The sequence below is a fragment of the Cellulomonas sp. PS-H5 genome (assembly GCF_019265565.1).
GTDB lineage: Bacteria > Actinomycetota > Actinomycetes > Actinomycetales > Cellulomonadaceae > Cellulomonas.
This window is the reverse complement of the sequence record NZ_JAHVCI010000008.1, coordinates 78,502-103,409: the sequence shown is the minus strand read 5'-3', so window position 1 is coordinate 103,409 and position 24,908 is coordinate 78,502. Positions and strand designations below refer to the sequence as shown.

The 24,908-nt window shown below is 75.9% G+C and carries 22 protein-coding genes and 1 riboswitch; of the genes, 10 read left to right on the top strand and 12 right to left on the bottom strand.

Going from position 1 to position 24,908, the window contains the following annotated elements; all coding sequences use genetic code 11:
* Positions 1 to 135 precede the first annotated feature (135 nt).
* Complete coding sequence (locus J5O08_RS05665; RefSeq protein WP_218705898.1) at positions 136 to 1,128, top strand: Gfo/Idh/MocA family protein; 993 nt, start codon at positions 136 to 138, stop codon at positions 1,126 to 1,128.
* A gap of 9 nt (positions 1,129 to 1,137) precedes the next feature.
* Here J5O08_RS05665 and J5O08_RS05660 read toward each other — a convergent pair whose 3' ends face one another.
* Both J5O08_RS05660 and J5O08_RS05655 read right to left on the bottom strand, forming a co-directional pair.
* A complete protein-coding gene (locus J5O08_RS05660) occupies positions 1,138 to 1,746 on the bottom strand; it encodes a DUF664 domain-containing protein (RefSeq protein WP_218705897.1) in 609 nt (202 codons plus the stop codon).
* A 49-nt stretch (positions 1,747 to 1,795) separates the two neighbouring features.
* Positions 1,796 to 3,061 (bottom strand): APC family permease, encoded by a 1,266-nt coding sequence (locus J5O08_RS05655; RefSeq protein WP_218705896.1) that lies wholly within the window; start codon positions 3,059 to 3,061, stop codon positions 1,796 to 1,798.
* Positions 3,062 to 3,215: 154 nt separating this feature from the next.
* On the opposite strand from J5O08_RS05655, the gene J5O08_RS05650 reads away from it, so the two are divergent.
* On the top strand, positions 3,216 to 3,704 hold the full coding sequence (locus tag J5O08_RS05650; RefSeq protein ID WP_308281397.1) for a nucleotidyltransferase domain-containing protein: 489 nt from the start codon (positions 3,216 to 3,218) through the stop codon (positions 3,702 to 3,704).
* A gap of 100 nt (positions 3,705 to 3,804) precedes the next feature.
* Here the strand turns inward: J5O08_RS05650 and J5O08_RS05645 are convergent, their stop codons facing one another.
* The 4 genes from J5O08_RS05645 to J5O08_RS05630 form a co-directional block, all read right to left on the bottom strand.
* Positions 3,805 to 5,100, bottom strand: coding sequence for an MFS transporter (locus tag J5O08_RS05645; RefSeq protein WP_218705892.1), 1,296 nt, complete (start codon positions 5,098 to 5,100; stop codon positions 3,805 to 3,807).
* A 213-nt stretch (positions 5,101 to 5,313) separates the two neighbouring features.
* A complete protein-coding gene (locus tag J5O08_RS05640; RefSeq protein WP_218705890.1) occupies positions 5,314 to 6,693 on the bottom strand; it encodes a UTP--glucose-1-phosphate uridylyltransferase in 1,380 nt (459 codons plus the stop codon).
* A 94-nt stretch (positions 6,694 to 6,787) separates the two neighbouring features.
* A complete protein-coding gene (locus tag J5O08_RS05635; protein ID WP_218705888.1) occupies positions 6,788 to 7,315 on the bottom strand; it encodes a hypothetical protein in 528 nt (175 codons plus the stop codon).
* Between the two features lie 268 nt (positions 7,316 to 7,583).
* Entirely contained in the window at positions 7,584 to 8,177 is a 594-nt protein-coding gene (locus tag J5O08_RS05630; protein ID WP_308281395.1) for a helix-turn-helix domain-containing protein, read from the bottom strand.
* Positions 8,178 to 8,320: 143 nt separating this feature from the next.
* Between J5O08_RS05630 and J5O08_RS05625 the strand changes: the two genes are divergently transcribed.
* The 4 genes from J5O08_RS05625 to J5O08_RS05610 are packed head-to-tail and all read left to right on the top strand — an operon-like array spanning position 8,321 to position 13,717.
* Entirely contained in the window at positions 8,321 to 9,973 is a 1,653-nt protein-coding gene (locus tag J5O08_RS05625; protein ID WP_218705887.1) for an ABC transporter substrate-binding protein, read from the top strand.
* Between the two features lie 5 nt (positions 9,974 to 9,978).
* Entirely contained in the window at positions 9,979 to 11,028 is a 1,050-nt protein-coding gene (locus J5O08_RS05620; RefSeq protein ID WP_308281394.1) for an ABC transporter permease, read from the top strand.
* Positions 11,025 to 11,963, top strand: a complete 939-nt coding sequence (locus J5O08_RS05615) for an ABC transporter permease (RefSeq protein WP_308281393.1) — start codon at positions 11,025 to 11,027, stop codon at positions 11,961 to 11,963. Before J5O08_RS05620 ends, J5O08_RS05615 begins: the two co-directional genes overlap by 4 nt.
* Positions 11,960 to 13,717 (top strand): ABC transporter ATP-binding protein, encoded by a 1,758-nt coding sequence (locus J5O08_RS05610; RefSeq protein WP_308281392.1) that lies wholly within the window; start codon positions 11,960 to 11,962, stop codon positions 13,715 to 13,717. Before J5O08_RS05615 ends, J5O08_RS05610 begins: the two co-directional genes overlap by 4 nt.
* A 105-nt stretch (positions 13,718 to 13,822) precedes the next feature.
* Here J5O08_RS05610 and J5O08_RS05605 read toward each other — a convergent pair whose 3' ends face one another.
* The gene (locus tag J5O08_RS05605; protein WP_218705886.1) at positions 13,823 to 14,746 is read right to left on the bottom strand and encodes an NADP-dependent oxidoreductase; all 924 of its coding nucleotides are present in this window, start codon (positions 14,744 to 14,746) and stop codon (positions 13,823 to 13,825) included.
* A gap of 180 nt (positions 14,747 to 14,926) precedes the next feature.
* Between J5O08_RS05605 and J5O08_RS05600 the strand changes: the two genes are divergently transcribed.
* A complete protein-coding gene (locus J5O08_RS05600; RefSeq protein ID WP_218705885.1) occupies positions 14,927 to 15,373 on the top strand; it encodes an SHOCT domain-containing protein in 447 nt (148 codons plus the stop codon).
* Positions 15,374 to 15,425: 52 nt separating this feature from the next.
* Here the strand turns inward: J5O08_RS05600 and J5O08_RS05595 are convergent, their stop codons facing one another.
* From J5O08_RS05595 to J5O08_RS05585, 3 genes are all read right to left on the bottom strand, one after another.
* Complete coding sequence (locus tag J5O08_RS05595; RefSeq protein WP_218705884.1) at positions 15,426 to 16,025, bottom strand: potassium channel family protein; 600 nt, start codon at positions 16,023 to 16,025, stop codon at positions 15,426 to 15,428.
* Between the two features lie 65 nt (positions 16,026 to 16,090).
* Positions 16,091 to 16,498, bottom strand: coding sequence for an ATP-binding protein (locus J5O08_RS05590; protein ID WP_218705883.1), 408 nt, complete (start codon positions 16,496 to 16,498; stop codon positions 16,091 to 16,093).
* Between the two features lie 85 nt (positions 16,499 to 16,583).
* Entirely contained in the window at positions 16,584 to 17,927 is a 1,344-nt protein-coding gene (locus J5O08_RS05585; RefSeq protein ID WP_218705882.1) for a hemolysin family protein, read from the bottom strand.
* Between the two features lie 352 nt (positions 17,928 to 18,279).
* On the opposite strand from J5O08_RS05585, the gene J5O08_RS05580 reads away from it, so the two are divergent.
* A complete protein-coding gene (locus tag J5O08_RS05580; protein ID WP_218705881.1) occupies positions 18,280 to 20,163 on the top strand; it encodes a penicillin-binding transpeptidase domain-containing protein in 1,884 nt (627 codons plus the stop codon).
* 171 nt (positions 20,164 to 20,334) lie between these two features.
* Positions 20,335 to 20,410: riboswitch (cyclic di-GMP riboswitch) on the top strand.
* A gap of 13 nt (positions 20,411 to 20,423) precedes the next feature.
* Positions 20,424 to 20,594 (top strand): hypothetical protein, encoded by a 171-nt coding sequence (locus J5O08_RS05575; RefSeq protein ID WP_168216933.1) that lies wholly within the window; start codon positions 20,424 to 20,426, stop codon positions 20,592 to 20,594.
* A gap of 97 nt (positions 20,595 to 20,691) precedes the next feature.
* Here J5O08_RS05575 and J5O08_RS05570 read toward each other — a convergent pair whose 3' ends face one another.
* The gene (locus J5O08_RS05570; RefSeq protein ID WP_218705880.1) at positions 20,692 to 23,259 is read right to left on the bottom strand and encodes a lysylphosphatidylglycerol synthase transmembrane domain-containing protein; all 2,568 of its coding nucleotides are present in this window, start codon (positions 23,257 to 23,259) and stop codon (positions 20,692 to 20,694) included.
* 191 nt (positions 23,260 to 23,450) lie between these two features.
* Between J5O08_RS05570 and J5O08_RS05565 the strand changes: the two genes are divergently transcribed.
* Positions 23,451 to 24,056, top strand: a complete 606-nt coding sequence (locus J5O08_RS05565) for a DUF308 domain-containing protein (RefSeq protein ID WP_308281390.1) — start codon at positions 23,451 to 23,453, stop codon at positions 24,054 to 24,056.
* A 4-nt stretch (positions 24,057 to 24,060) separates the two neighbouring features.
* Here J5O08_RS05565 and J5O08_RS05560 read toward each other — a convergent pair whose 3' ends face one another.
* Positions 24,061 to 24,801: a CPBP family intramembrane glutamic endopeptidase gene (locus tag J5O08_RS05560; RefSeq protein WP_218705905.1), complete on the bottom strand. Its 741-nt coding sequence runs from the start codon at positions 24,799 to 24,801 to the stop codon at positions 24,061 to 24,063.
* Positions 24,802 to 24,908 lie beyond the last annotated feature (107 nt).

Sequence of the window (24,908 nt, the reverse complement as noted above, 5' to 3'; positions counted from 1 at the left end):
CGCTCGCGGCCGCGGTGGCGGCCCTGGCGGAGGTGCGCGCCGCCGCCGTGGGGGCGCCCGCGACCGGGCCGGGCGCGCCGGACCGCGCGCCGGACCGCGCGCCGCAGCCGACCGCCGCGGGCTAGGGTGCGGGACATGTCGACGGTGCGTCTCGGGGTCCTCGGTGCTGCTCGCATCCTGCACGACGCGGTGGCCGTGCCCGCCGCGTCCGTCCCGGAGGTCGAGGTGACGGCCATCGCCGCCCGCGACCGGTCCCGGGCGCAGGAGATGGCCGACGCGGAGGGCATCCCGCGGGTGCTCGACGACTACGACGCGCTGCTCGCGGACCCGGACGTCGACGCGGTGTACGTGCCGACCCCGGCCGCGCTGCACGGGGTGTGGGTGCTGCGGGCCATCGCCGCCGGCAAGCACGTGCTCTGCGAGAAGCCGTTCACGGCGAACGCGGCCGAGGCCGAGGACGTCGAGGCCGCCGCCGCGGGGAGCGGGCTGGTCGTGATGGAGGCGTTCCACTCGCAGCACCACCCGTCGTGGGCGCGGCTGCGCGAGCTGCTCGCGGAGGGCGTGATCGGCGACGTGACGTCCGCGGAGGCCGACTTCTGCGTCGAGATCGCCGACCGCGGGGACATCCGGTGGCAGGAGGCGATGGGCGGCGGGGCCCTGATGGACCTGGGCGTCTACCCGCTGCGGTTCCTCTCGCACGTCCTGGGTGCGCCGACGGTGCGGTCGGCCGAGGCGGTCGAGGTCGACGGGGTGGACGCGTCGATCGTGGTGCACCTGGACCTGCCGGGCGGGGTCGAGGGGACCGTGCGGGCCAGCATGGTCGCGTCGGAGGACCAGAGCGTGCGGGCCCGGATCGTCGGGACGAGGGGGACGATCACCGTGCACAGCCCGTACGGGCCGCAGAACGGCGGCCGCATCGTGGTCGAGCACGCCGACGGACGGGTCGTCGAGGAGCCCGTCGACCCCACCGCGTCGTACGTGTGGATGCTGCGGTCGTTCGCCGACGCCGTGCTGCGCGGCGGGGACCCGGTGTCGGGGACCGCGCAGGCCGTGGCGGCGATGCGGCTGGTGGACGACGCGTACCGCGCGGCGGGCATGGCGCCGCGGGAGCCCGCGCCGCTGGGCTGACCGCCCGGGTCAGGCCGGGCGCTCCGGCAGCGGGTACAGGGCCGGCGCCGCCGGCGGGTCCTCCCCGACGAGGCCGTCGACCGCCTCGCGGTACAGGTCCGCGTGCCCGACGTGCCGCGCGTACTCCTCGACGAGGTCGACCAGCACCCGGCGCACGTTCGGCTGCGCGTCGGGGTCGTCGGACCAGGCGATCGGCCGGTCCAGCCCGCCGTCGGCGATCGCGTCCGCGAGCGACTGCCGGGCCCGCAGCACCGAGTCCCGCCACAGGCCGTAGAGGTGCTCGGGGTCGTCGTCGGCGGCCGAGGTCCACGGCCAGTCGGGGGTGGCGTCCCAGTCGACGCTCTCCCACGGGTCGCCCGGCCGGCGCCCGTTCACCCGGGTGCACAGGTGGAACACCTCGACGAAGGCCAGGTGCTTCACCAGGCCCCCGAGCGTGATCGCCGACGGGCCGAGCGTGGCGGACAGCGCCGCGCGGTCCAGGCCGCCGACCTTCCAGGCGAACGTCGCCCGCTGCCGCTCGAGCGAGCCGACCAGCGAGGCGACCTCGTGACCGGCGACGGGCGGTCCCCACCAGCCGTCCCGGTCGTCCCGGTCGTCCCGCGCGGAGTCGTCGGACATGGTGCCTCCCTCGTCGGAGCCGCCGGCGGGCCCGCCGGTGCGGGGGACGCTACGCCGGGCCACCGACACGCCGGGCGCGGGCCTGCACGACGGCGCGCCACGCGACGCCCGCCGCGACGACGGCGGCCCCGCCGGCGACCGACGCGGGCGGCAGCGTCGCGGCGAGCACGACGCACCCGACGGCGCCGAGCACCTGGAGCGCGCGCGGGAACCGCCGGTGCGCCCGGTCCTGGGTCAGCGCGGCCGCGTTCGCGACCAGGTAGTAGAGCAGGACGCCGAACGAGGAGAAGCCGACGGCGCCGCGCAGGTCGACCGTGAGCACCAGGACGACGACCACCACGGCGAGCGCGACCTCCGCGCGGTGCGGCACCCGGTACCGGGGGTGCACGGCGGCGAGCGGCCGCGGCAGGTCGCCCTCGCGGGCCATCGCCAGCGTGGTGCGGCTGACCCCGGCGACCAGGGCGAGCAGCGCGCCGAGCGAGGCGGCGACCGCGCCGACGCGGACCACCGCGCCGACCCAGGGCCGGCCCGTCGCCGCCGCGGCGTCGGCCAGCGGCGCGGCGCTCGCGGCCAGGTCGTCCGGGCCCAGCACCGTCAGCAGCGTCACCGCCACCGCGGCGTACACGAGCACCGCGAGACCGAGGGCGAGCTGGATCGCGCGCGGGATCGTCCGGGCCGGGTCCCGCACCTCCTCGCCCATCGTGGCGATCCGGGCGTACCCGGCGAACGCGAAGAACAGCAGTCCCGCCGACCCGAGCACGCCGGACCAGGTCGCGTCGGCGCCGACCGCGACCCGGGCCCACGACGCGTCGCCGCCGGCCAGCCCGGCGAGGACGAGGGTGGCGAGGGCGCCGAGCGCGACCGCCACCACGACGCGGGTCAGCCGCGCCGTCCGGGTGATGCCGCGGAGGTTGACGGCGGTGAGGGCCACGACGGCACCGGCCGCGACCGGACGCTGCCAGCCCGGGGGCACGGCGTACGCCGCGAACGTCAGCGCCATCGCCGCGCAGCTGGCGGTCTTGCCGATCACGAAGCACCAGCCCGCGAGGAAGCCCCACCAGGCGCCGAGGCGCTCGCGCCCGTAGACGTACGTGCCGCCCGACGCCGGGTACTGCGCCGCGAGCTGCGCGGAGGACGTCGCGTTGGCGTAGGCCACCACGGCGGCGAGCGCGAGGCCGACCAGCAGCGCGGAGCCGGCGGCCTGCGCCGCGGGCGCGAAGGCGGCGAACACCCCGCCGCCGACCATGGACCCGAGCCCGATGACGACGGCGTCGCCCAGTCCGAGGCGCCGGACGAGCCCGGTGCTGCCGCTCATGCGTGGTCCTCCCGGGTGCCCGTGGTCACGGCGCGTGCCCGGCCGTCGCGGGCCAGTGTGGCCGACCGAGGTGTCCGGGCGGTGTCCGGCGTGCCCCGGGCGTCCGCGCGCTGGCACAGTGGGGCCGCACGGTGGCCGAGGGGAGGTGGCGCCGGTGGACGCCGACGAGGTGCACCGCGTGCTCGACGTGCTCGCGGCCGCGGGCTGCCGCGCGTGGGTCGCCGGCGGCTGGGGCGTCGACGCGCTCGCCGGGCGGCAGACCCGCCAGCACCGGGACCTGGACCTGGCCGTCGACGCGACCGGCGAGGGCGCCGCCCTCTCGGCGCTGGGCCGGCTCGGCTACGTCGTCGAGACGGACTGGCGCCCGGTGCGGGTCGAGCTCGCCGCCCCGGGCTCCCGCTGGGTCGACCTGCACCCGGTGGCGTTCGACGGTTCGGGGCGCGGGACCCAGGCGGGCCTCGACGGGACGACGTTCGACTACCCGCCCGAGTGCCTGGTGACGGGGACGATCGGTGCGCGCGAGGTGGGCTGCCTGTCGGTGGCCCAGCAGGTCGCCTTCCACACCGGCTACCCGCCGCGGGACGTGGACCGGGCGGACCTGGTGGTGCTGGGACGGCTGGCCGGGGGTGGCGCCGCGATCTGAGCGCGGGCGGGCGCGAGACGCGCGGAGCCCCGGGTCGGACGTGCGTCCGGGCCCGGGGCTCCGTGGCGGGGGTGCGGCGCGCGGCCGCCGGGGTGTCAGGTCAGCGGACCGACTTGATCCGCGTGATGAAGAAGGCGCCGAGCAGCGCGGCCACGATCGACACCGGGAACACCAGCCCGTAGCCGCCGGTCGCCACGACCAGGGCCGAGGTGATGAGCGGGCCGACGGTCTGGCCGGCGGTGGTCGAGAGGTTGAGGATGCCGAGGTCCTTGCCGGCCTCCTCCTCGTTCGGGAGCACGTCGACGTTCAGCGCCTGGTCGACCGACGTGTAGACGCCGTAGCCGAGGCCGGCGATGCCGGCGAACAGGAACATGCCGGCGGGGGTCGGCCAGACCCACGGCATCGCGATACCGACGGCGAACAGCACGCTCGACAGCACCACGGGGAGCTTGCGGCGGCCGATCAGGTCGGAGATCGGGCCGGCGGCCACGGAGCCGACCAGCGACACGACCAGCGTGATGACGGCCATCGTGGCGATGGTGGCCGCGGACTCGGCGGTGGTCTGCCCGACGTGGTCCTGCACGATGTAGAGCTGGTACGCCATGATCATCTGGTACGAGACCAGCATGAACAGGCGGCCCGCGAACGCCAGGTAGAAGTCGGGCGCCTTGCGCGGCGGCCGGAACGACTTGAGCAGCTCGCCGAACCCGGCAGCGGCCGGCGGCAGGTCGACGGCCGACTTCTCGCGCGGCCAGACGACCAGCGCGATGACCGCCGAGACGGCCATGAGCGCACCGCCGAGGACGAAGCCCGGCAGCGAGTTGGTGATGAACGCGGCGCCGACCAGCGAGCCGATCGGGGCGCCGCCGGCCAGGCCGCCGCCGTAGAACGCGGACATGGTGCCGCGGACCTTGCCGGGCACGCGGTCCGCGAGGACGGCGACCGCGGGGGCCAGCATCATGTTCAGGCCGACCATGCTGATGCAGTAGGACAGCGTGATCAGGCCGGGGCTGGTCAGGACGCCGATCGCGAACAGCGAGACGCCGCCGAGGACGCCGCCCCCGAGGATCCACGGGGTGCGGCGGCCGAACCGGCCGCGGGTCCGGTCGGAGAGGTTGCCGAACACGAGGTTCGACACCAGCGACACGATCGCGGTGATCGCGCTGATGGAGCCCAGGAGGGTCTCGGGGGAGTCGACGCCGATGTCGCGCAGGCGCTGCGGGAGCAGTACGGCCGCGACGATCTGCAGGCCGACGATCCACAGCAGGCCGTACGCGAAGAACCCGGCGCCGAAGCGCAGGGTGCGTGCCCGGGTGAACGGGGCACCCGTGTCGGGGGCGATGTCGTCCCGCGTCGAGGGGGTGCCCTCGGCGGCGACCGTTGCCTGCGCGTCCATGCGAACCTTCTTCGGCGTCATGGGAGTCGGACGGCTCCACGTTGAGACGTCGTGGGCCGGCCGACGCCGGCGCCACCACTACCTACCGCTTGGTAGGTACCGCAGAAATTACGACCGGGTGGTCGGGATGTCAACTCGCTCGCCGGGACGCACGAGGGCCCCGGCCGGCGTGCGCGCGGCACACCGGTCGAGGCCCTCGGGAGAGCTCGCTGGTCAGCCGCCGATCGTGGTGCCGCCGGCGATGGTGCCCGGCGCGCCGTCGGCGTCCACGACGGCCGCGCCGGTCGCGACGACCCCCGGCTCGAAGGTCCAGTCGCCCTTCACCGTGAACGAGGACGCGCCACGCAGCGACGGCGCGGCGGGGAACCGCTGCTCGAACTTCCCCACGGTCTTGTAGACCTTCGTGTCCAGGTCGACCAGCGGCGCCTTCTCGACCGCGAGCCGCAGTGTCGCGTCCTCGCCGAGGTCGTACGCGTCGGACCGGAGGAGCAGCAGGTCGTTGGTCGTCTTGACCGGCAGGAACCGCTCGCGGCCCACGGCGATCGCGGTCGCGCCCTCGAACACCTCGATCGCCGCGCCCATGGCCGTCTCGATCTGGAAGACCTCGGGCGAGGAGGAGTCGGTCGGGTCGACGGTCTTGACGTTGCGGATCAGCGGCAGGCCGAGCACCGCGCCCCGGGCCTCCAGCGCCGCGGCGATCTGCTCCAGGTCGAACCACAGGTTGTTCGTGTGGAAGTACGGGTGCCGGTGCTCGTCGGTGAAGTAGTCCATCTCGTCCGCGGGCGTCTGCGCGGTGTCGCGCAGGATGAGCCGGCCGTCGGACTTCCGGACCGCCAGGTGGCCGCCCTTGCGGTCGGCGGCGGTGCGGCGGCACAGCTCGGCGGCGTACGGCGCGCCCGAGGCGGCGAACCAGCCGGCGATGGTCGGGTTCGGTGCGGCGCCGAGGTTGTCCGAGTTCGACACCGACGCGTACCGGAAGCCCGCGTCCAGCAGCTGCTGCAGCACGCCCGAGGCGAGCAGCGCCGTGTACAGGTCGCCGTGGCCCGGGGGGCACCACTCCAGAGTCGGGTCGGCCTCCCAGGTCACCGGGGTCAGGTCGTCGGTCCGAAGCTTCGGCTCCTGGTTCTGCAGGAAGTCCAGCGGCAGGCCGTCGACGGCCAGGCCCTCGTGCTCCGCCAGCGCGGCGAGCGAGTCGGCCTGGGTGCGGAACGAGTTCATGAGGATGAGCGGCAGGCGGGCGCCGGTCTCGGCGCGGGCGTGCTGCACCTGCTCGACGATGAGGTCGAGGAACGACTTCCCGTCGCGCACCGGGAGCAGGGACTTGGCCTTGTCCATGCCCATCGAGGTGCCGAGGCCGCCGTTGAGCTTGATGATCGCGGTCTTCGCGAACGCCTCGCGCGCCGCCTCGGGGTCGATGTCGACGTCCGCGAGCTGCGGGGGGTCGAGCAGGGGGTCGATGGTGCCCTCGGGGATGAGGCCGGTGGCCCCCGCCTCGAGCTCCCGGTAGTAGTGGGTGAAGACGTCGATCGCGGTCGGGGCCACCCCGGCCGCCGCCATCTTGTCCTGGGCCTGCCGCAGTCCGGTGTCGCTCATGGGGTCGATCCTAGGAACACCGGGTGAGACGGGGCCACACGCGCGGGCGGTGGCGCGCGGCGAGCAGGTGAACGGCGGGCGACACGCGCTCCGCTCACGCGTCGACGACGAGGGTGACGATCCCCGAGGTGCGGCGTCGCCAGTCACCGCCCTGGCTCCAGGCCCACGCGACGGCGTCGGGGATCGCGAGGAGGGGCTCCGTCGCGGCGCGGGCGTGCGTGTACCGGAGTCGGTCCTGGCACCTGGCGTGACGCGCTGCCGCGTAGAGGGCCGCGCGATCCGGCTCGACGAGGGTCTCGTCGAGCTCGAGCACCAGGTGCGTCTCGCCCCGTCTCGCGAGGTCGCGCACGAGCCGGTCGAGGCATCTCCGTCGCCGCTCTCGATCGTTCGTGCCGCGACCGACGCGGTAGATGCCCACGGTGCCCGGCGTGCGGGCGATCGTCGAGAGGATCGCCCGCTGTCGTGACGCGCGTTCCTTGACCATGTGGAGCCGGCTCTGGCCGGGGAGGTGGAGCGCCCGGATCGCGCGCCGCGCAGCGGCGGCGTCCCCGCGCCGGAGGAGCGCGACCGCCAGGACGTAGTCCGACCTCTTGCTCTCGTCCGCGAGTGCGTACGTCGTCATGCAGGTGCGGGGTGGTCGGGCGCCGTCATGGCCTCGACCATAGGGAGAGCGTGCCGACGCGGTCGGCGTCGTCCCCAGGCCGTCCGTCCAGCGGTGGTGGAGTGTCCCGGTTCTCACCCACATGTCCGCTCGGCGATCGCCGTTGAGTCGGGCCCGATCGACCGCTACCGTGGGAGCAGCCCGCTGCACTAGCGGCGGGAAGTGGACCCGAGACCCTTCCGGACGGTTGTGGCGCTCGGGTCTCGCGCTGTGCGGGGCCTCCGGCTCGTCAGTCCAGCGCCCCGCGCACCGGCGCCAGCGCGCGGTCGAGAAGGTCCGGGAGCCGCGTTCGCGCGGCCCCCGCCAGCGCCCAGGCCTCGACCGCTGCGACGAGCGCCCCGGCCCAGGCCGCGCCCGCCACCCGGGCGTGCAGGGGGTCGACGCCGCGCCCGGCGGCGTAGGTGGCGATCGCGGCGCCCAGGTCCGCGGTGCGGCGCGCGGCCGCCAGCCGGAGGTCGTCGCCGAGCCCCATCGTGTCGGCCTGGGTGAAGGCGAGGGCGACGTGCTCGGCGGGGAGCCGGGCGGCGAGGTCGCGCAAGGCCGCCTCGACGACCTCGCCCGGGGTCGCGTCCGCCGGTCCGGCTGCGAGGGCGGCCCGCAGCGCCTCGACCCGCTCGTCGAACGCCGCCCACAGCAGGTCGGACTTCGCGGTGAAGTAGTTGAAGAACGTGCTCCGCGAGACACCTGCGCGCTGCGTGATGTCGGCGACCGAGGTGGTGGCGTACCCCCGCTCGAGGAACAGCTCGCCCGCGGCCTCCTCGAGCATCGCCCGCGAGGAGGCGTGCGGGCGCCCGGACCGGCGGGGGGCGGCGGGGCTGGGCACGCGCCCATGCTAGGCGGGCGGTGGGACCGGGATCACAGCCGGTGGGGCAGGATCCCCGCGCGACCCGGCCTATTGTTGGACGCAGTGCAACAAGCCGGTCGGTGGACGAGCCGCGGCCGGACCCCGACGCCCGAGGTGGACCCGTGCCCCACGCCCTCCGTCCGACCCGCGCCCGCACCGGCGCCGCGCTGGCCGCCGTCGCCGCCCTCGCCCTGGCGGCCTGCACCGGCTCCGGCGGCGACGCCGACGACGCCTCGACGCCCCGGGACGGCGGCACGCTGGTCTACGCGACCGGCGACGCCGAGCCCACCTGCCTCGACCCGCACGTCGGCGGCAACTACCCGCAGGCCCTGATCAGCACGCAGTACCTGGAGCCGCTGGTCGGCCGGGACGCGGACGGCACCATCCTGCCGTGGCTCGCCAGCGAGTGGTCGGTCAGCGACGACCTGCTGACCTGGGACTTCACCCTCGTCGACGACGTGACGTTCACGGACGGCACCCCGTTCGACGCCGCGGCGGTCCAGGCGAACATCGAGCACCTGCAGGACCCGGACACCGGCTCGTCGACCGGCTACCTCGCGGTGCAGAAGGTCGAGTCCGTCGAGGTCGTGGACGCGACGCACGCCCGGTTCCACCTCACCGAGCCGGACTCCGCGCTCCTGGAGTCGCTGAGCCAGCAGTGGACCGCGATGGAGTCGCCGGCCGGCATCGAGCGCGGGACGGACGAGAACTGCGCGGCCCCCGTCGGCACCGGCCCGTTCGTCGTGGACGAGTGGGTGCCGCAGCAGCAGGTGACCCTGGTGCGCAACGACGAGCACGTGCCGCTCGACCCGCAGGCGGAGCACGACGGCCCCGCCCACCTGGACGAGATCGTCTGGCGGTTCATCCCCGACGCGGCGACCCGGTATGCGGCGCTCCGCTCCGGCGAGGTGCAGGTGATCGACAACCCGCAGCCCGACGCGATCGCGCAGGCCGAGGCGGGCGGTGACATCACCCACGTCGACGCGCCGCGGCCCGGCTCGTCGAACCGGATCGAGCTGAACAGCGCGCAGCCGCCGTTCGACGACGTGCGGGTGCGCGAGGCGTTCGTCCGCGCGGCCGACCCGGACCCGGGCATCGAGACCCTGTTCGCCGGCACCGCGACCCGGTCGTACTCGCCGCTGTCGAGCGTGGAGCCGACCGCGTACGGCGACGAGGACCCGTTCACCACGGACACCGACCGCGCGGAGCAGCTGCTCGACGAGGCCGGCTGGACCGCCGCGGACGACGAGGGCTACCGGACCAAGGACGGGCAGCGTCTGACCGTGCGGTTCCCGGTGAGCACCAACCAGTCGGTGGCCGCGGAGCAGTCGCTGTTCGAGCAGATCCAGGCCAACGCGAAGGCCGTGGGCTTCGAGGTCGTGCTGACGCCGTCCGACCTGTCCGCCTGGTACGCCGCGCTCGGGGCGAACGAGTACGAGGCCGTGTCCGCGCCCTACACGAAGGTCGGCCCGGACGTGCTGCGGATCCTCTACCACTCGGACGGCACGGTCCCGGCGCCCAGCGGCTACTTCGCCAACCACGCGCAGGTGAAGGACCCGGAGCTGGACGAGCTGCTGGACCGCGCGTCCGCGACGGCCGACGACGCCGAGCGTGCCGACCTGTACCAGCAGGCGCAGCAGATCGTGCTGGAGGGCTACTACATCCTCCCGCTCTACGACCAGCAGAACCACTTCCTCACCCGCGGCGTCACCGGGATGCGGACGCTGGACACCGTGTCCACGCCGACGTTCCTCGACGCCCGACTCGGGTCCTGACCGCCGTGCGCGCCGTCGCCGTTCGCCGGGCGGTCCGCCGCCCCTGGCTGCGGTGGCTGCTGGCGCGCCTCGGCGCAGCGGCCCTCGTGGCCTGGGTGGTCGCGACGGTGGTGTTCTTCGCGCTCCGCGCGGCCGGCGGCGACCCGACCGAGGCGATCCTCGGCGGACCCGGCTCCCAGGCGGGACCGGAGGCGGTCGCCGCCGCGCGGGCGCAGTACGGGCTCGACCAGCCGCTCGTCGTGCAGTACCTGGTGCAGCTCTGGCGGGTGGCGACGTTCGACCTCGGCGACTCGTACGCGCGCCGGGTGCCGGTCTCCGACCTGCTCGCCGAGCAGCTGCCCGGGACGATGCTGCTCGCGGTGCTGGCGCTCGTCCTCGCGTGGGTGCTGGCGCTCGCGGTCGCGACGCTCGCGGTGCGGGCCACCGGGCCGGTCGGCCGGGCGTGCGCGGCGGCGCTGCGTGGGGCCGAGGTCGTGGCGGCGGTGCTGCCGCACTTCTGGCTCGGGGCGGTGCTGATCGTGGTGTTCTCGTCGACGCTCGGCTGGTTCCCCGCGACGAGCAGCGGCACCGACCCCGCGGGCCTGGTGCTGCCGACGGTCACGCTCGCGATCCCGGTGGCGGGGTTCCTCGGGCAGGTCATGCGCGACTCCCTGGAGGAGGCGGCGGCGGCGCCGTTCGCGACCAGCGCGCGGGCCCGCGGGGCGTCGCCGGTGCGGGTGCTCTGGCGGCACACGCTGCGGCACGGGGTGCTTCCCGCGGTCTCGCTGTCCGGGTGGGCGTTCGGGTCGCTGCTCAGCGGGGCCGTCGTCGTCGAGACGCTGTTCGGCCGCCCGGGGCTCGGCCGGCTGCTGCTCGACGCGACGATGCAGCGGGACGTGCCCGTGGTGGTCGGGGCCGTGGTCGTCGTCGCGCTCGCGTACGTCGTGGTGATGCTGCTGGTCGACGTCGCCGAGCGGCTGCTCGACCCGCGGCTGCGGGGTGCCGCCGAGGTGCCCGGGGCGCCGGGCGGGGCGGCACCGGCCGCGCGCGCCGGGGAGCCGGCGGTGCTCGGGTGACGGCAGTGGCGGCGGAGCGGCGGGGCGCCGCGGACGACGGGCACGGCGCGCGCGGGGGCGCGGGCGGCCCGGGGGGTCCGGGACGTGCCGGGGCCGGGGGCGCGGGGTCGCGGCTGGTCGCCGGTGCCGTCGCGGTGGTGCGCGGGCTCGGCGTCCCGGGCGTGCTCGCCGCGCTCGCGGTGCTCTGGATGGCCGTCGCGGTGCTCTGGCCCGACGCGCTGGCCCCGGGCGACCCGAACGCGATCGACGCGCGCGCGGCGTTCACGGCGCCGGTGCCCGGCCACTGGTTCGGCACCGACGAGTCCGGCCGCGACGTCTACACCCGCGTCGTGCACGGGGCGGCCGCGTCGCTCGGCATCGGCGCGGCCGCGACCGCGATCGGCGTCGGCGCCGGGCTGGTGCTGGGGTTCGCCGCGGGGCTCGGGCCGCGCTGGCTCGACGCCGGGATCGGGCGGGTGCTCGAGGTGCTGTTCGCGCTGCCGACGCTCGTGCTCGCGCTGCTGCTGGTCGCCGTGCTCGGGGCGGGGGTGGAGGCGTCGGTGCTGGCCGTCGGCGCGGCGACCGCGCCGGGGTACGCCCGGATGCTGCGCGCCCGGGTGCGGTCGGTGGCCACCAGCGGGTACGTGGAGGCGGCCCGGCTCGAGGGGCACCCGCCGCTCACCGTGCTGCGCCGGCACGTCGTGCCGAACACGCTCTGGCCGCTGGTGTCGGTCGCGACCCTCGGGATCGGGCAGGCGGTGGTGTGGGTGTGCGCGCTGAGCTTCCTCGGGCTGGGGACGCTGCCGCCGTCGCCGGAGTGGGGGGCGATGCTCAACGCCGGCCGGGTGTACATCGACACGGCGTGGTGGCTGACGGTGTTCCCCGGGCTCGCGATCACGGTGACCGCGGCGGCGCTGACGGTGCTCGGCCGCCGGGTCGGGGCGGTGGCGTCGTGACGGGGCGGGTCGGGGAGGCCGGTGGGCCGGGGGCGGCGCTCGGTGAGCCCGGCGGCGGCGGTGCGGGCGACGGGGTCCCGGTGCTCGACGTCGCCGGGTTGCGCGTCGCGTTCCCGGGCGGCGCCGAGGTGCTGCACGGCGTCGACCTGCGGGTGGCGGCGGGCGAGTGCGTCGCGGTCGTCGGCGGGTCCGGCGCGGGCAAGTCGGTGCTGGCGCGCACGCTCGTGGGGCTCGCGGGCGAGGGGGCGCGCGCGGACGTCCGGGCGGACCGGCTCGCGCTGCTCGGCCGGGACGCGCTGCGGTTCACCGAGCGGGACTGGCGCGCGGTGCGCGGGCCGGACGTCGGCCTGGTGCTGCAGGACGCCCTCGGCTCGCTGGACCCGCTGCGGACCGTCGGCGCCGAGGTGGGCGAGGCGCTCGCGGTGCGCCGGCCGGGCGCCGGCGGCACGTCGGGCGCGCGAGGCTTCCCCCGCCGATCCTCGCGCCGCCACCCGATCGATCAGGGTGCCGCGCGAGGATCCGGTGGGGATCCGGGGGCGCCGCGGGTCTCGCGGGTCGACCGCGCCGAGCGGGTGCTGGCCGCGCTCGACGAGGCCGGGCTGCCCGACCCCGCGGTGCGCGCGCGGCAGCGCCCGGGGGAGCTGTCCGGCGGCATGCGGCAGCGCGCGCTCATCGCGTCCGCCGTGGTCGCCCGGCCACCCCTGCTTGTCGCCGACGAGCCCACGACGGCGCTCGACGCCACGGTCGCGGCCCGGGTGCTCGCCCTGCTCGGCGACCTCCGCGACGCGGGCACCGCAGTCGTCCTGGTGACGCACGACCTCGGCGCCGTGGCGCGGGTCGCCGACCGGGTCGTGGTGCTGCGGGACGGCCTGGTGGTCGAGGAGGGCGCCACCGCCGACGTGCTCGGTGCGCCCCGGCACGAGTACACCCGGGAGCTGGTCGCGGCGGCACGGCTGGGCGAGGGGCCCGGCGCGGTCCCGGAGCCGGGCGCGGCGGTGCTGGAGGGCCACGGGCTGCGCCGGGTGTTCCCGCTGCCCGGCGGCGGTGCGGTGACGGCGGTCGACGGCGTGGACGTCGCGGTGCGCGCAGGCGAGGCCGTCGGGCTGGTGGGGGAGTCGGGGTCGGGGAAGACGACGCTGGCCCGGCTGCTGCTCGCCGCCGACGCCCCGGACGCCGGGGAGGTGCTGCTGGACGGCCGGCCGTGGTCGGTGCTGCCCGAGCGGGAGCGGCGCGGGCTCCGGTCGGGCGTCCGCCTGGTGCCGCAGGACCCGCTGGGCACGGTCGACCCGCGGTCGACGGTGCGGGCGGTGCTGCGGGCGGCGCTCGCGACGGGGCCCCGGCCGGCCGCCCGCGCCGACCGGGACGCCGCGGCGGCCGCGCTGCTCGCGCGCGTGCACCTGCCCGCGGCGGTCCTGGACCGGCGGCCCCGGACCCTGTCCGGGGGGCAGCGGCAGCGGGTGGCGATCGCGCGGGCGCTCGCCTCGGAGCCGCGGGTGCTGCTGCTCGACGAGCCGGTGTCCGCGCTGGACGTCCAGGTGCAGGCGGCGATCCTCGACCTGCTGGTCGAGCTGCGCCGGGACACCGGCGTGGCGATGGTGCTGGTGTCGCACGACCTCGGCGTGATCCGGCGGGTGTGCGACCGGGTGCTCGTGATGAGCGGGGGCAGGGTGGTCGAGCACGGCCCGGTGCCGGACGTCTTCGGCGCCCCGGCCCACCCGGTGACCCGCGACCTGCTCGCGGCCCGCGCGGTCTGAGGCGCCGCCGAGCGCCGTCGTCCGCGCCGAGCGCGGCAGCCAGAGCCACCGCGCTCGGCGCCGGGCACCGCGCTCGGCCCGAGCCACCGCGCTCGGCGGCGCGGGTCAGACGGTGACGACGATCTTGCCGCGGGTGTGGCCGGTCTCCAGGGCGCGGTACGCCTCGGCCGTCTCCTCGAGCGGGTAGGTCGCCGCGATCTCGACCTTCACGACGCCGCGCGCCGCGAGGTCGGCCAGGTGCGCGAGGTCGGCGCTGTCGGGGCGGACCCACACGTACTGGCCGCCGAGCTCGTCGCGGGCGCGGGCGTCGGTGATCGACGCGATCGTGCCGCCCGGACGCAGGAGCGCCGGCGCGGTCTCGACCGCCTGGCCGCCGACGTAGTCGAGCACGACGTCGAACCCGCCGGGGACGGCGGCGCGCGCGGCCTCGACCAGGCCGTCGCCGTACGCGACCGGCTCGGCGCCGAGCGAGCGCAGGTAGTCGTGGTTCCGCTCGGAGGCGGTGCCGACGACGCGGGCCCCGGCGTGCACGGCCAGCTGCACGGCGATCGAGCCGACCCCGCCGGCCGCGGCGTGCACCAGGACGGTCTGGCCCTCGGCGAGCCCGGCGCGGCGGATGCTCTGCAGCGCCGTGAGCCCGGCCAGCGGCAGCGCGGCGGCCTCCTCGAACGACAGCCCGGCCGGCTTCTTCGCCGCGGTCCGCACGGGGACCGCCACGTACTCGGCCAGGGTGCCGTCCTGCACGACGTCCTTGCGGGCGTAGGCCAGCACCTCGTCGCCGACCTGCAGCTCGGGGGTGTCGAGCCCGGCCTTCACGACGGTGCCGGACACGTCCCAGGCGGGAACCGCCGGGAAGTGCACGTCCATCAGGCCGCGCAGGTACCCCTCGCGGATCTTGTAGTCGACCGGGTTCAGGGACGCGGCGGCGACCTTGACGACCACGGCGTCCGCCCCGATGTGGGGCTCCGGACGGTCGACGACCCGGAGCACGTCGGCCCCGCCGAACTCCTCGTACACGACAGCTCTCATACCGGTGCGAACGGGCCGCCGGTCCGGGGCATTCCGGGGCGTGGCGCGGGTCACGGCTCATCCCGACCGGGTGGTCCGGCCCGAGACCGCCCGTCCTAGCGTGCGGGTCAGGGGCGCCACCCGGCGCCGCCCGCCGTCCCGGCCGGATCGCCGGCCTGTCGCACGAGGAGCGTGGTGGCGGTGGAGTTCTGGTCCGACTTCTGGGACATCATCTGGTGGTTCGTCTGGGCGTTCGTCTTCATCGCCTACCTGTTCGCGCTGTTCTCGATCATCACGGACCTGTTCCGGGACCGGGAGCTCAGCGGGTGGTGGAAGGCGGTGTGGCTGATCTTCCTGCTGGTGCTGCCGTTCGTGACCGCGCTGGTGTACCTGATCGCGCGCGGGCGGGGGATGGCGGAGCGCAGCGCCCGGTCCGCGGTCGCGGCGCGGAAGGCGGGCGACGCGTACATCCGCGACGTCGCCGGGTCGGCGTCGCCGGGGCAGCAGATCGCGCAGGCCAAGGCGCTCCTGGACGAGGGCGCGATCAGCGCGGAGGAGTTCGCCGCGCTGAAGGACCACGCGCTGGGGCAGGCGCGGGCGGCGACGACGGGCGCGGACGGGACGGGCGCGCACCGCGCACCCGCCTGAGGCCGGCGCGGGGCCGGGCGCCGGCCTGGGCTCGGTCGGCGCGGACGCGGGCTCAGGCGCCGCTCGCCGGCGGCGGCCCCGGGGGCTGCGGGCCGCCCGCACCGGTCTGCCCGTCCTGCGCGCGCCGGACCGCCGCCAGGAACTCCCGCCCCACGAGCGCCGCGAACGCGAACCCGCACACCATCTGCAGCGTCACGACCATGCGCGCGGGGCCGGTGACGGGCGTGATGTCGCCGAACCCGACGGTCGCGAGCACGGTCATCGTGAAGTAGATCGCGTCCAGCCGGTCGACGGGCTCGGTGAAGGCGCCCGGCGTCGACTCCGAGAGCGACGTGTACCCGGCGGCGAACAGCACGACGAACAGCACCGTCGCGGTCACGAAGGCCTCGATGGCGCGCAGCACCGGGTACGGGGACCGGACGACGCTGCGGATCTGCCAGCCGAGCAGCAGCACCAGCAGCGTGAGGCCGGCGACGAGCAGCACGAGCGTCGCCGGCGTCGCGCGGTCCAGCGGCCGGCCCAGGTACAGGCCGACGATCAGCGCCGTGCTGCCGACGGTGCGCTGGGCGGTGCGCAGCCGGGCGCGTCGACCGGACGGCCGCGTGGCGTTGTGCGGTCGGGACGGTGCGGGCGGGGCCTGCTGCGCCTCCATCCGTTCATCGTGGTGGCGCGGGGGCGGTGGCGGCATCGCCCGCAGCGGGCGGTGTCGTCAGGAGGTCAGGCCGTCAGCCCGTGCGTGCCCGCGGGGGTCTCGAACCAGACGGTCTTGCCGCGCCCCGGGTGCAGCTCGATGCCCCACGCGGTGGCGAGCGCGTCGACCAGACGCATCCCGTGGCCGCCGATCCGGCGCGCGTTGCCCGGCTTGACCAGCGGCAGCGTGGGGTCGGGGTCGGTGACCTCGACCCGGACGCAGTCGTCGTGGCACTCGGCGGTGAGGGCGATGTGCCGGTGCGCGCGGGTGTGCACGACCGCGTTGGTGAGGATCTCGCTGGTCAGCAGCTCGACGGTGCGGGCCGCCTCGGCGGTCGCGTGGCCGAGCTCGGCCTCGTGCGCCGCCCAGCGGCGGCCGGTCGCGACGGAGCCGGGCTCGGGGTCGAGCACGAGGCGGTGCGGTCGGTGGCCCACGCGCGCTCCCTCCTCGTCGTGCCCGGTCCCGGCAGGCTGGCAACAGGGTGGGGCACGGAGGCGCCGCGCGCATCCCGGACGCGGGTCAGCCGCGGCCCTCCCCGGTCCCGTCCGGGGCGGGCGCGCCCGGGTCCGGCGCCGCCGGCTCCTCGGGCGGCGGCACGACCCGCACCCGCGCGATGCGCCGGCCGTCGACCGCGGTGACCTCGACCCGGTGCCCGTCGACCTCCACGGCGTCGCCGACCTCGCCCAGCCGGCCGAGCTGCGCGATCACGAAGCCCGCGACGGTCTCGTACGGCCCGTCGGCGAGCGGCACGCCGGTGAGCTCGGTGAACTCCTCGATCGTGATGCCCGCGTCGTAGGAGCCGGGCGCGCCCTCGCGGGCCTCGGCCCCTGAGGACCCGGGCATGTCGTACTCGTCGCGGATGTCGCCGACGAGCTCCTCGACCAGGTCCTCGAGCGTCACGATGCCGTCGGTGCCGCCGTACTCGTCGACGACGACCGCGATGTGCACGCCCTCGCGGCGCATGGACGAGAGCGACGGCAGGAGCTTGTTCGTGCCGGGGAGCACCACGATCTCGCGCATGACGTCCCGGACCCGGACGCCGGTGCGGTCGGTGGCCTCGAGCAGCTCGCGGATGTGCAGGAACCCCAGGACGTCGTCGAAGTCCTCGCCGATGACGGGGTACCGGGACCAGGGCTGCTCGCGGACCTGGTCGAGCGCGTCGGCGAGGGTGAGGTCGGCCTCGAGGAAGTGCACCTCGGGCCGAGGGCGCATGACCTCGGCCACCGATCGGTCGGTCGCGGCGAACACGTCGCCGAGGATGCGGCGCTCGTCCTCGGGCAGGCCCTGGTGCGCGATGACGAGGTCGCGGAGCTCGGCCTCGGACATCTCCTCGCTGGTGGCGTGCGGGTCGCCGCCGAACAGCCGGACCAGCAGGTTCGTCGACGTCGAGAGCAGCCAGATCACCGGGCGCATCAGGGTGGCGAACCGGTCGAGCGGCGGGGCGACGGCCAGCGCGACCCGGCCGGACTGCTGGAGCGCGATGCGCTTGGGGACGAGCTCGCCGAGCACCAGCGACAGGTACGCGATCACGAGGGTCAGGGCGACGAGCGCGATGGTGCCGGCGAGGCCCTCGGGCACCCCGAGCGCCTCGATGACGGGCGCGAAGTCGGGGGCGATCGTGGAGGCGCCGTACGCGGCGGAGAAGAACCCCGCGACCGTGACGCCGATCTGCACCGCGGCGAGGAACCGGTTCGGGTCCCGGGCGACGGACGCGACCCGCGCGCCCCGGGCGCTCTGCCGCTCGAGGTGGTTGATCTGGCTCTCGCGGAGCGAGACGAGCGCGATCTCCGTCCCGGCGAACACGCCGCCGATCAGGATGAAGAGCAGGACGAGGGCGATGTTGCCCCAGGTCTCGGAGTCCATCAGCGGCGAGCCCCCGGGCGTTCGGCGCGGGCCGTCGGGCCGGTGCGCGGGGTGGTGCGGGCTCGCCGCACGGGACTGCAGGGCTGGTCGGGAGGCGACATCGCACCATTCCAGAGGCGTCCGGTGCTGTCGTCAACCGCTGGCGGCCCGGGACCCCGAGCGCACAGGACGCGCACAGCACGTCCCCGGATCGGCACGCCGAACGACCCGTCCGTGCAGGTCGGGGTCCCTAGGCTGACGGTGCCGGAGGCGCGTCGCCCCCGGTGAGGCGGCGGACGACGGGGTGAGGCGTGTGAGGTCGGTGCGGGTCGCAGGGGGTCGAGGCGCGGCGCGGCGCGGGGTGGCGGTCGGCGTGCTGCTCGCGCTCGTCGGGACGCTGGGGGCGTGCTCGGGCGGGCCGGACGACCGGCAGCGGACCGCGGACGCCCTCGCCGACGCCCTCGCGTCGGGCGACTTCGCGGACGTCCCGCTCGACGGCGCCACCGCCGCGGAGGCGGGCGAGGCGCGCACCGCCGCGTACGCGGGCCTGGACCCGTGGCAGCCGGAGGTCGCGGCCGGCGACGTGGTGGCGGCGGACGACGACGCGGCGGCGTCGGTCGAGCTGACCTTCACCTGGGACGTCGGCAGCAGCGCCACCGCGTGGACGTACACGACGCACGCGAACCTGGCGAAGGTCGACGACGAGTGGCGCGCCCGCTGGTCGCCGATGCTGCTCGCGCCGGACCTGGCCGCCGGCGAGGCCCTGCAGGTGCACCGGGTGCAGGCGGAGCGCGCGGACGTGCTCGGGGCCGGGGACGCGGTGCTCGTGGAGTCCCGGCCGGTGTTCCGGATCGGCATCGACAAGACCCGGGTCCCGGCGGAGCAGGCGGACGGGGCGGCGCGCGAGCTCGCGGCGGCCCTCGGCCTGGACGCCGACGCCTACGCGGCCCAGGTCGCCGCGGCGGGGGAGAAGGCGTTCGTCGAGGCGATCGTGGTGCGCGCGGACGACCCGGCGTACGACCGTGGCGCGCTCTCGGTGGTGCCGGGCGTGAACATGATCGAGACCGCACTGCCGCTGGCGCCGAACCGCGCGTTCGCCCGCCCGGTGCTGGGGACGGTCGGCCAGGCGACCGCCGAGATCGTCGAGGAGTCGGACGGCGCCGTCGTCGCCGGCGACCTCGCGGGCCTGAGCGGCCTGCAGGCGCAGTTCGACGAGCAGCTGCGCGGGGAGCCCGGGCTGACGGTCGTCGCGACCGCCGGCGGCGCGCAGGAGCGCGAGCTGTTCCACGTGGAACCCCAGATGGGTGCGCCCCTGCGCACGACGCTCGACCCCGCGGTGCAGCAGGCCGCGGAGGACCTGGTGGCCACCGTGGCGGGCAGCGCGAGCGCGATCGTGGCGATCCGGCCGTCCACCGGCGACGTGCTCGCGGCGGCGAGCGGGCCGGGCGGCGGCGGCATGTCGACGGCCACGCTGGGCCTGTACGCGCCCGGCTCGACGTTCAAGGTCGCGACCTCGCTGGCGCTGCTGCGCGCCGGCCTGACCCCGGACAGCACCGTCACCTGCCCGGAGACCGCCACCGTCGACGGCCGGTCGTTCCAGAACTACCCGGGCTACCCGGCGGACGCCCTCGGCGAGATCACGCTGCGGACGGCGGTCGCCGAGTCGTGCAACACCGCGTTCCTCACCGCGGCGGGCACGGCGCCGCAGGAGGCGCTCGCGGCCGCCGCGGAGTCGCTCGGCCTGGTGGCGGGTGCCGACCTCGGCTTCGCGGCGACGCTCGGCGAGGTGCCGGCCGAGGCGACCGGTGGCACCGACCACGCGGCGTCGATGATCGGGCAGGCCCGCGTCCAGGCGACGCCGCTCGGCATGGCGACGGTCGCGGCGTCGGTGGCGGCCGGCGCCCGGGTCACGCCGCGGCTCCTGCTCGACGCCGGCGGAGAGACCGCGACGGCCGTGCCGGAGCCCGCGCAGCCGCTGACGACCGCCGAGGCGGACGCGCTGCGGTCGATGATGCGGGCCGTGGTGACCGAGGGCGGCGGCGACTTCCTGCAGGACGTCCCGGGGCCGGAGGTCATCGCCAAGTCGGGCACGGCCCAGTACGGGTCGGGGGAGGACCTGCAGAACCACGCGTGGATGATCGCGGCGCAGGGCGACCTCGCGGTCGCGGTGTTCGTCGAGACCGGGGACTTCGGCTCGACGACGTCGGGGCCGCTGCTGGAGTCGTTCCTGCGGGCGGTGGCGGTGCCGGCCGCCTGAAACACGGCGTGACCTGCGCATTCACCGGAAAGCGGCGTCCCGCCGGCGGGGTACGCGCTCTCCGCGCGTTTTGTCCGCTTTGGCCCGAGTGGGTGAAATGCGTGTTCTGGGCTGAAGTTTCCCGTCCGCCCCCTTCCGCTCGGCCCGGCGCCGGGCCTACAGTCGCCGTGTCAGCGACAAGGGCAAACCCTCCGCGAGGAGGGGACGCAAAGCCACGGGACCCCCGCAGGTCAGCCGGGCTGCCGAACGAAGGATCTGCCATGGAACAGCGCGGCTTCTACGAGCCGGCCGAGCGTGAGGGCTCCGATCTCCGCTCCGACGTGACGGGGCGCAGCGCGACGCGCCTGTCCTCCTGGTCCCGCATCGCGGCGACCCTCGCGACGCACGGGGACCTCGTGCCCGCGCAGCGCGAGTGCACCTCCGCCTCCTGATCGCACGCCCCACGGGCGCCCGCGCCGCCGCGCGCCGGGCGCCCGTCGGCGTGCCCGGGGGCCGGACGCCGCGGTGGCCGCGGGCCGGCGCGCGGGGTCAGAGCTCGCCGACGCGCTGCATGTACCGCATGGACGCCCAGCCGACGGGGATGCGCAGCCAGTAGGTCAGCACCCGGAACAGGACCGCCACGGAGGTGGCGACACCGGGGTTCACGCCGATGACCGTCAGCGCGCCCGCCAGGGCGATCTCGGTGGTGCCGATGCCGCCGGGCGTCGGGGCGATCGAGCCGGCGGTGTTGCCCGCCAGGTAGACGATCGCGACCTGCACCAGCGACAGGTGCTGGTTGAACGCCAGCAGGCACACCTCGAACGCGAGGATGTAGCCGAACGTCGTGATGAGGTTGCCGGCGAGGCCGACCGCGAGCCGGAACGGCTGCCCGACCACCTCGATGAGCCGGGGCCAGGTCTGCTGCACCGTCGGCAGCGTCTTGGCGGCGACCCACTGCCGCACCTTCGGCACCAGGAGCGCGGCGCCGATCAGCGCCGCGAGCACGCCGATCACGACGACCACCGTCGGGGACACCGTGAACCGCTCGAGCTGGTTCGTGCCGGACGCGACCGACAGCACCAGCAGCATCGGCAGCGTCACGACGAAGTGCGACACCTGGACGAGCGCCACGGTCGCCGTCGCCAGCGAGGTCGAGGTGCCGCGGCGGGTCAGCAGCCGCAGGTTGATCGCGGCCGGGCCGATGCCCGCGGGCGCGGCGAGTGCCACGAACGTCGACGCCGACTGCGCGACCGACGCGCGCCACAGCGACAGCTTGACGGGGGAGAACGCCACCAGCGACAGCGCCGCCCCGAACAGCGTCGCCATGCCGAGCAGGAACGCGAGCACGCTCAGCCGCCAGTCGGTCGTGGAGAGCGCGTCGAGGATGGTCTGCAGGTTGATCGACGTCAGCAGGATGATGACGGCGGCCGTCGTCAGCAGGATCGTCAGCACGGCGCGCGCGCCGAACCGGACCAGCTGCACGGGCTCGACGTCGGCCTCGGGCAGCCGCGCGACCAGGGCCGACCGGAGCTCGGCGAGCACCTCCTTGTGCACGCGCAGTTCCTCGCGCGTGCGGCGGGGGAGGGTGATCGTCTGCAGCAGCGGGCCGATCGCCGCGATGTCGCCCTCCGGCAGCACCGCCACGGCGGACTCCAGGGCGCGGGCGGGCCCGACGCGGAGCGCCAGCAGCGCGACCATCTGGGTCCGGTCCATGCGCTGCGCGAGCTCGGAGGAGGCGACGTCGCCCTGGTCCCAGCCGACGAGCCACACGGTCGGGTCGTCCGGGCCGTCGGCCACCAGGATCACGTCGCTGGTCAGCGCGCGGTGCGCGAGCCCCGCCTCGTGGGCGGTGCCGAGCTGGCCCCAGATCGCGCGGAGCACGTCGTCGGTGATCACCTCGGGGTCGAGGTCCGCGAGCGAGGTGGCGGCCGGCACGGGGTCCTGCACCAGCAGCATCGACGAGTCGGCCTCGGCGATGCCGCGCAGCGCGGGGTTGCGGACGCCGGCCGCGGTCGCGGTGTACGAGAGCAGCGCGGCGCGCTCGGCGGCCTGCCGTAGCGACACGACCGACCGCCCGTCCAGGCCGCGCAGCCGCAGCGACCGCCACAGCCGGCTGAGGAAGCCGATCACCTGGCGGTCGCCGTCGAGCACGAGCACGTCGAGCTCCTGGCCGTCCTCGGTGACCATCTCGTATGCGCGGTGCTCGGCGTACCGGACCGCGGCCCGCGCCCCGGCGCTGGGCGCGACGGCGGGGGTCCCCGGGGTGGCCTGCATCGCGGCGGGGCGGTGGTCGGCGTCGTCCGCCGCGTCGTCGTCCTCGTCGGGCACCCGCACCAGGACCCGCGGCTGCCAGCCCGCGCGCCGCACGCCCGCGACGAGGCTCGCGCCGTAGGCGCGCTCCGAGCGGACGCCGGACACGTACCGGACGGCGAGGCCGGACGCGCGGCCCAGCAGCAGCGCGACCGCCACGCCGGGCAGCGAGGCACCTGCCGTGATGACCATGACGCCGACCGCGACCCAGACCAGGTTCCACGACCAGGAGACAGTCCGACGGCGGCTGCGCGGGCCGGTCGCCGTCAGCAGGCCGGCGATGAGCGCGAGGTACTCCGGGATGGACAGCGTCAGCTGACCGTTGAGCCGGACGGAGAGCCCGGCGACGAGCTGGTCCGATCCGAGGTGCTGGACCAGCCACGCGACGCCCGCCGCGGCGAGCACGGCGACGATCGCGGCGATCGACGCCTCGACCATCTGCCGCCCGAGCCGGCGCAGCGCGAGCTCCGCCAGGACGGCGATCGGCACGAGGTAGGTGACGACGGTCTCGAGCAGGGTGACCGGCACGACGAGGATCTGCCGGAGCAGCGACGCGAAGCCCTGCACGTCCTCCGCGACGCCGGACGTCGTGTTGTGCGCGTACGTCGCGAGCGCCATGACCGCGACGGCGCCGACGAGGCTGAGTACCACGCCCAGCAGGTCGCTCGGGTGGTGCACCCGGACCGCGGGGGTGTCCAGCACCTGCGGACGGCCGAGCCCGTCGAGCGGCACCCGCGTGCGCGCGCCTGCGGCGGGCCCGTCGGGTCGACCGGGCGCCGCCGGCGCGCTGGTCGAGGCGTCGGGCATGGTCGCGAGTCTAGGCAGCGCGGGTCGCCCCCCGGGGCCCCTGCGTGCGCGCCGTCCGGATTTCCGTCCGCGAGGATGACCCCCTCCGGGCACCGTCTCCGTCGCGAGGATGACCCCCGGGGGCTAGCGTGACCCGCGAGGACGCCGCCGGACGGGCGGAGCCCCGACGGCATGACGACCGGGAGGCGCGCGTGGCTCAGGACGTGGAGGGCCGGGTCGCGGCGGTGCTGCGGTCGGTCTGGTGGCTGCCGGTGCTCCGGGGCGTGCTCATGGTCGTGCTGGGGCTGCTGCTGCTGGTCGAGCCGCTGGGCACGCTCGTCGCGCTCGTCTGGGTGTTCGGCGTGTTCGCGGTGGTCGACGGCGCCGTGGTGCTGATGCAGGCGCTGCTCGCGCGGGGGCGGCCCGGGTTCGGCTGGCTCGTCGCCGAGGGCCTGGTCAGCATCGGGTTCGGCGCGCTCATCATGCTGTGGCCCGACCTGACCGCGCTGGTGCTGTTCTACCTGCTGGCGCTCTGGGTGCTGGTGCTCGGGGTGACCGCCGTGATCGTCGCGGTGACCCAGTACCGGGCGCGGGACCTGGCCTGGTCCGGGACGCTGGTGTTCGGCCTGATCGGCTTCCTGTTCGGTCTGCTGCTGGCGATCAAGCCGCAGGGCACCGTGGACGTCATCCTCACCGTGTACGGGCTGTTCGCGTTCGTCGCGGGCGTGGTGATGCTGGTGTCGGGGTTCGCGACCCGGTCCCTGAGCCGGCAGCTGGCCGCGGGCGGCCGGACGCCCACGGGGTCGACGCCCGCCTGAGGCGTCAGCGGATCCCGAGCGCCTCGCGCCACGCCGCCGGGAGCAGGGCGTAGCCCACGAACGCCACGACGTCGAGCACCGTGTGCGCCACCACGAGCGGCATCGTGCGCCGCCTCCGCCGGTAGTACTCGGCGAACACCAGTCCCATGACGACGTTGCCGAGGAACGGGCCGATGCCCTGGTAGAGGTGGTACGAGCCGCGCAGCACCGCGGAGGTCACGAGGATCGCGGGGGTCCGCCAGCGCAGCTCGCGCAGCCGCTCCATCAGGTAGCCGACGACGACGACCTCCTCGAGCAGGGCGTTCTGCAGCGCGGAGAGGATCAGCACCGGCACGGTCCACCACGCGGCGTTCAGCGCGGCGGCCTGCACCTCGACCGTGATGCCGACCGCCCGGCCGACGACGTACAGCGCGAGGCCCGGCAGGCCGATCAGGGCGGCGAGCCCGAACCCGACGCCGAGGTCCCGGCCGGGGCGCGACCCGTCCAGGCCGATCCGGCGCGCGGCGCTCCGCCCGTTCGCGGACAGCAGGTACAGCGCCAGGGCGACCGGGACCAGCGCGAACCCGATCGACAGCAGCTGGTAGGTGAGGTCGAGGTACGGGCGCGGGGACCGGCTGGCGTTGAGCGTGGTGCTCTGCGACGCCAGCGGGGTGCCCGCCGTGAGGCGCGCGGCGATGTTGACCACCGCGTACACGGCCGACTGGCCGAGGGACAGGCCGAGGACGATCCAGATCTCGGCCGTCAGGCGGCGGCGCCGGGCGCGCTCGGAGACCGGCGGGGTGCCGGAGGGCTGCGGCGCGACCGTGGCGTCGGCGGGTGCGGGTGCGACGCCCCCGGGTGCGACGCCCCCGG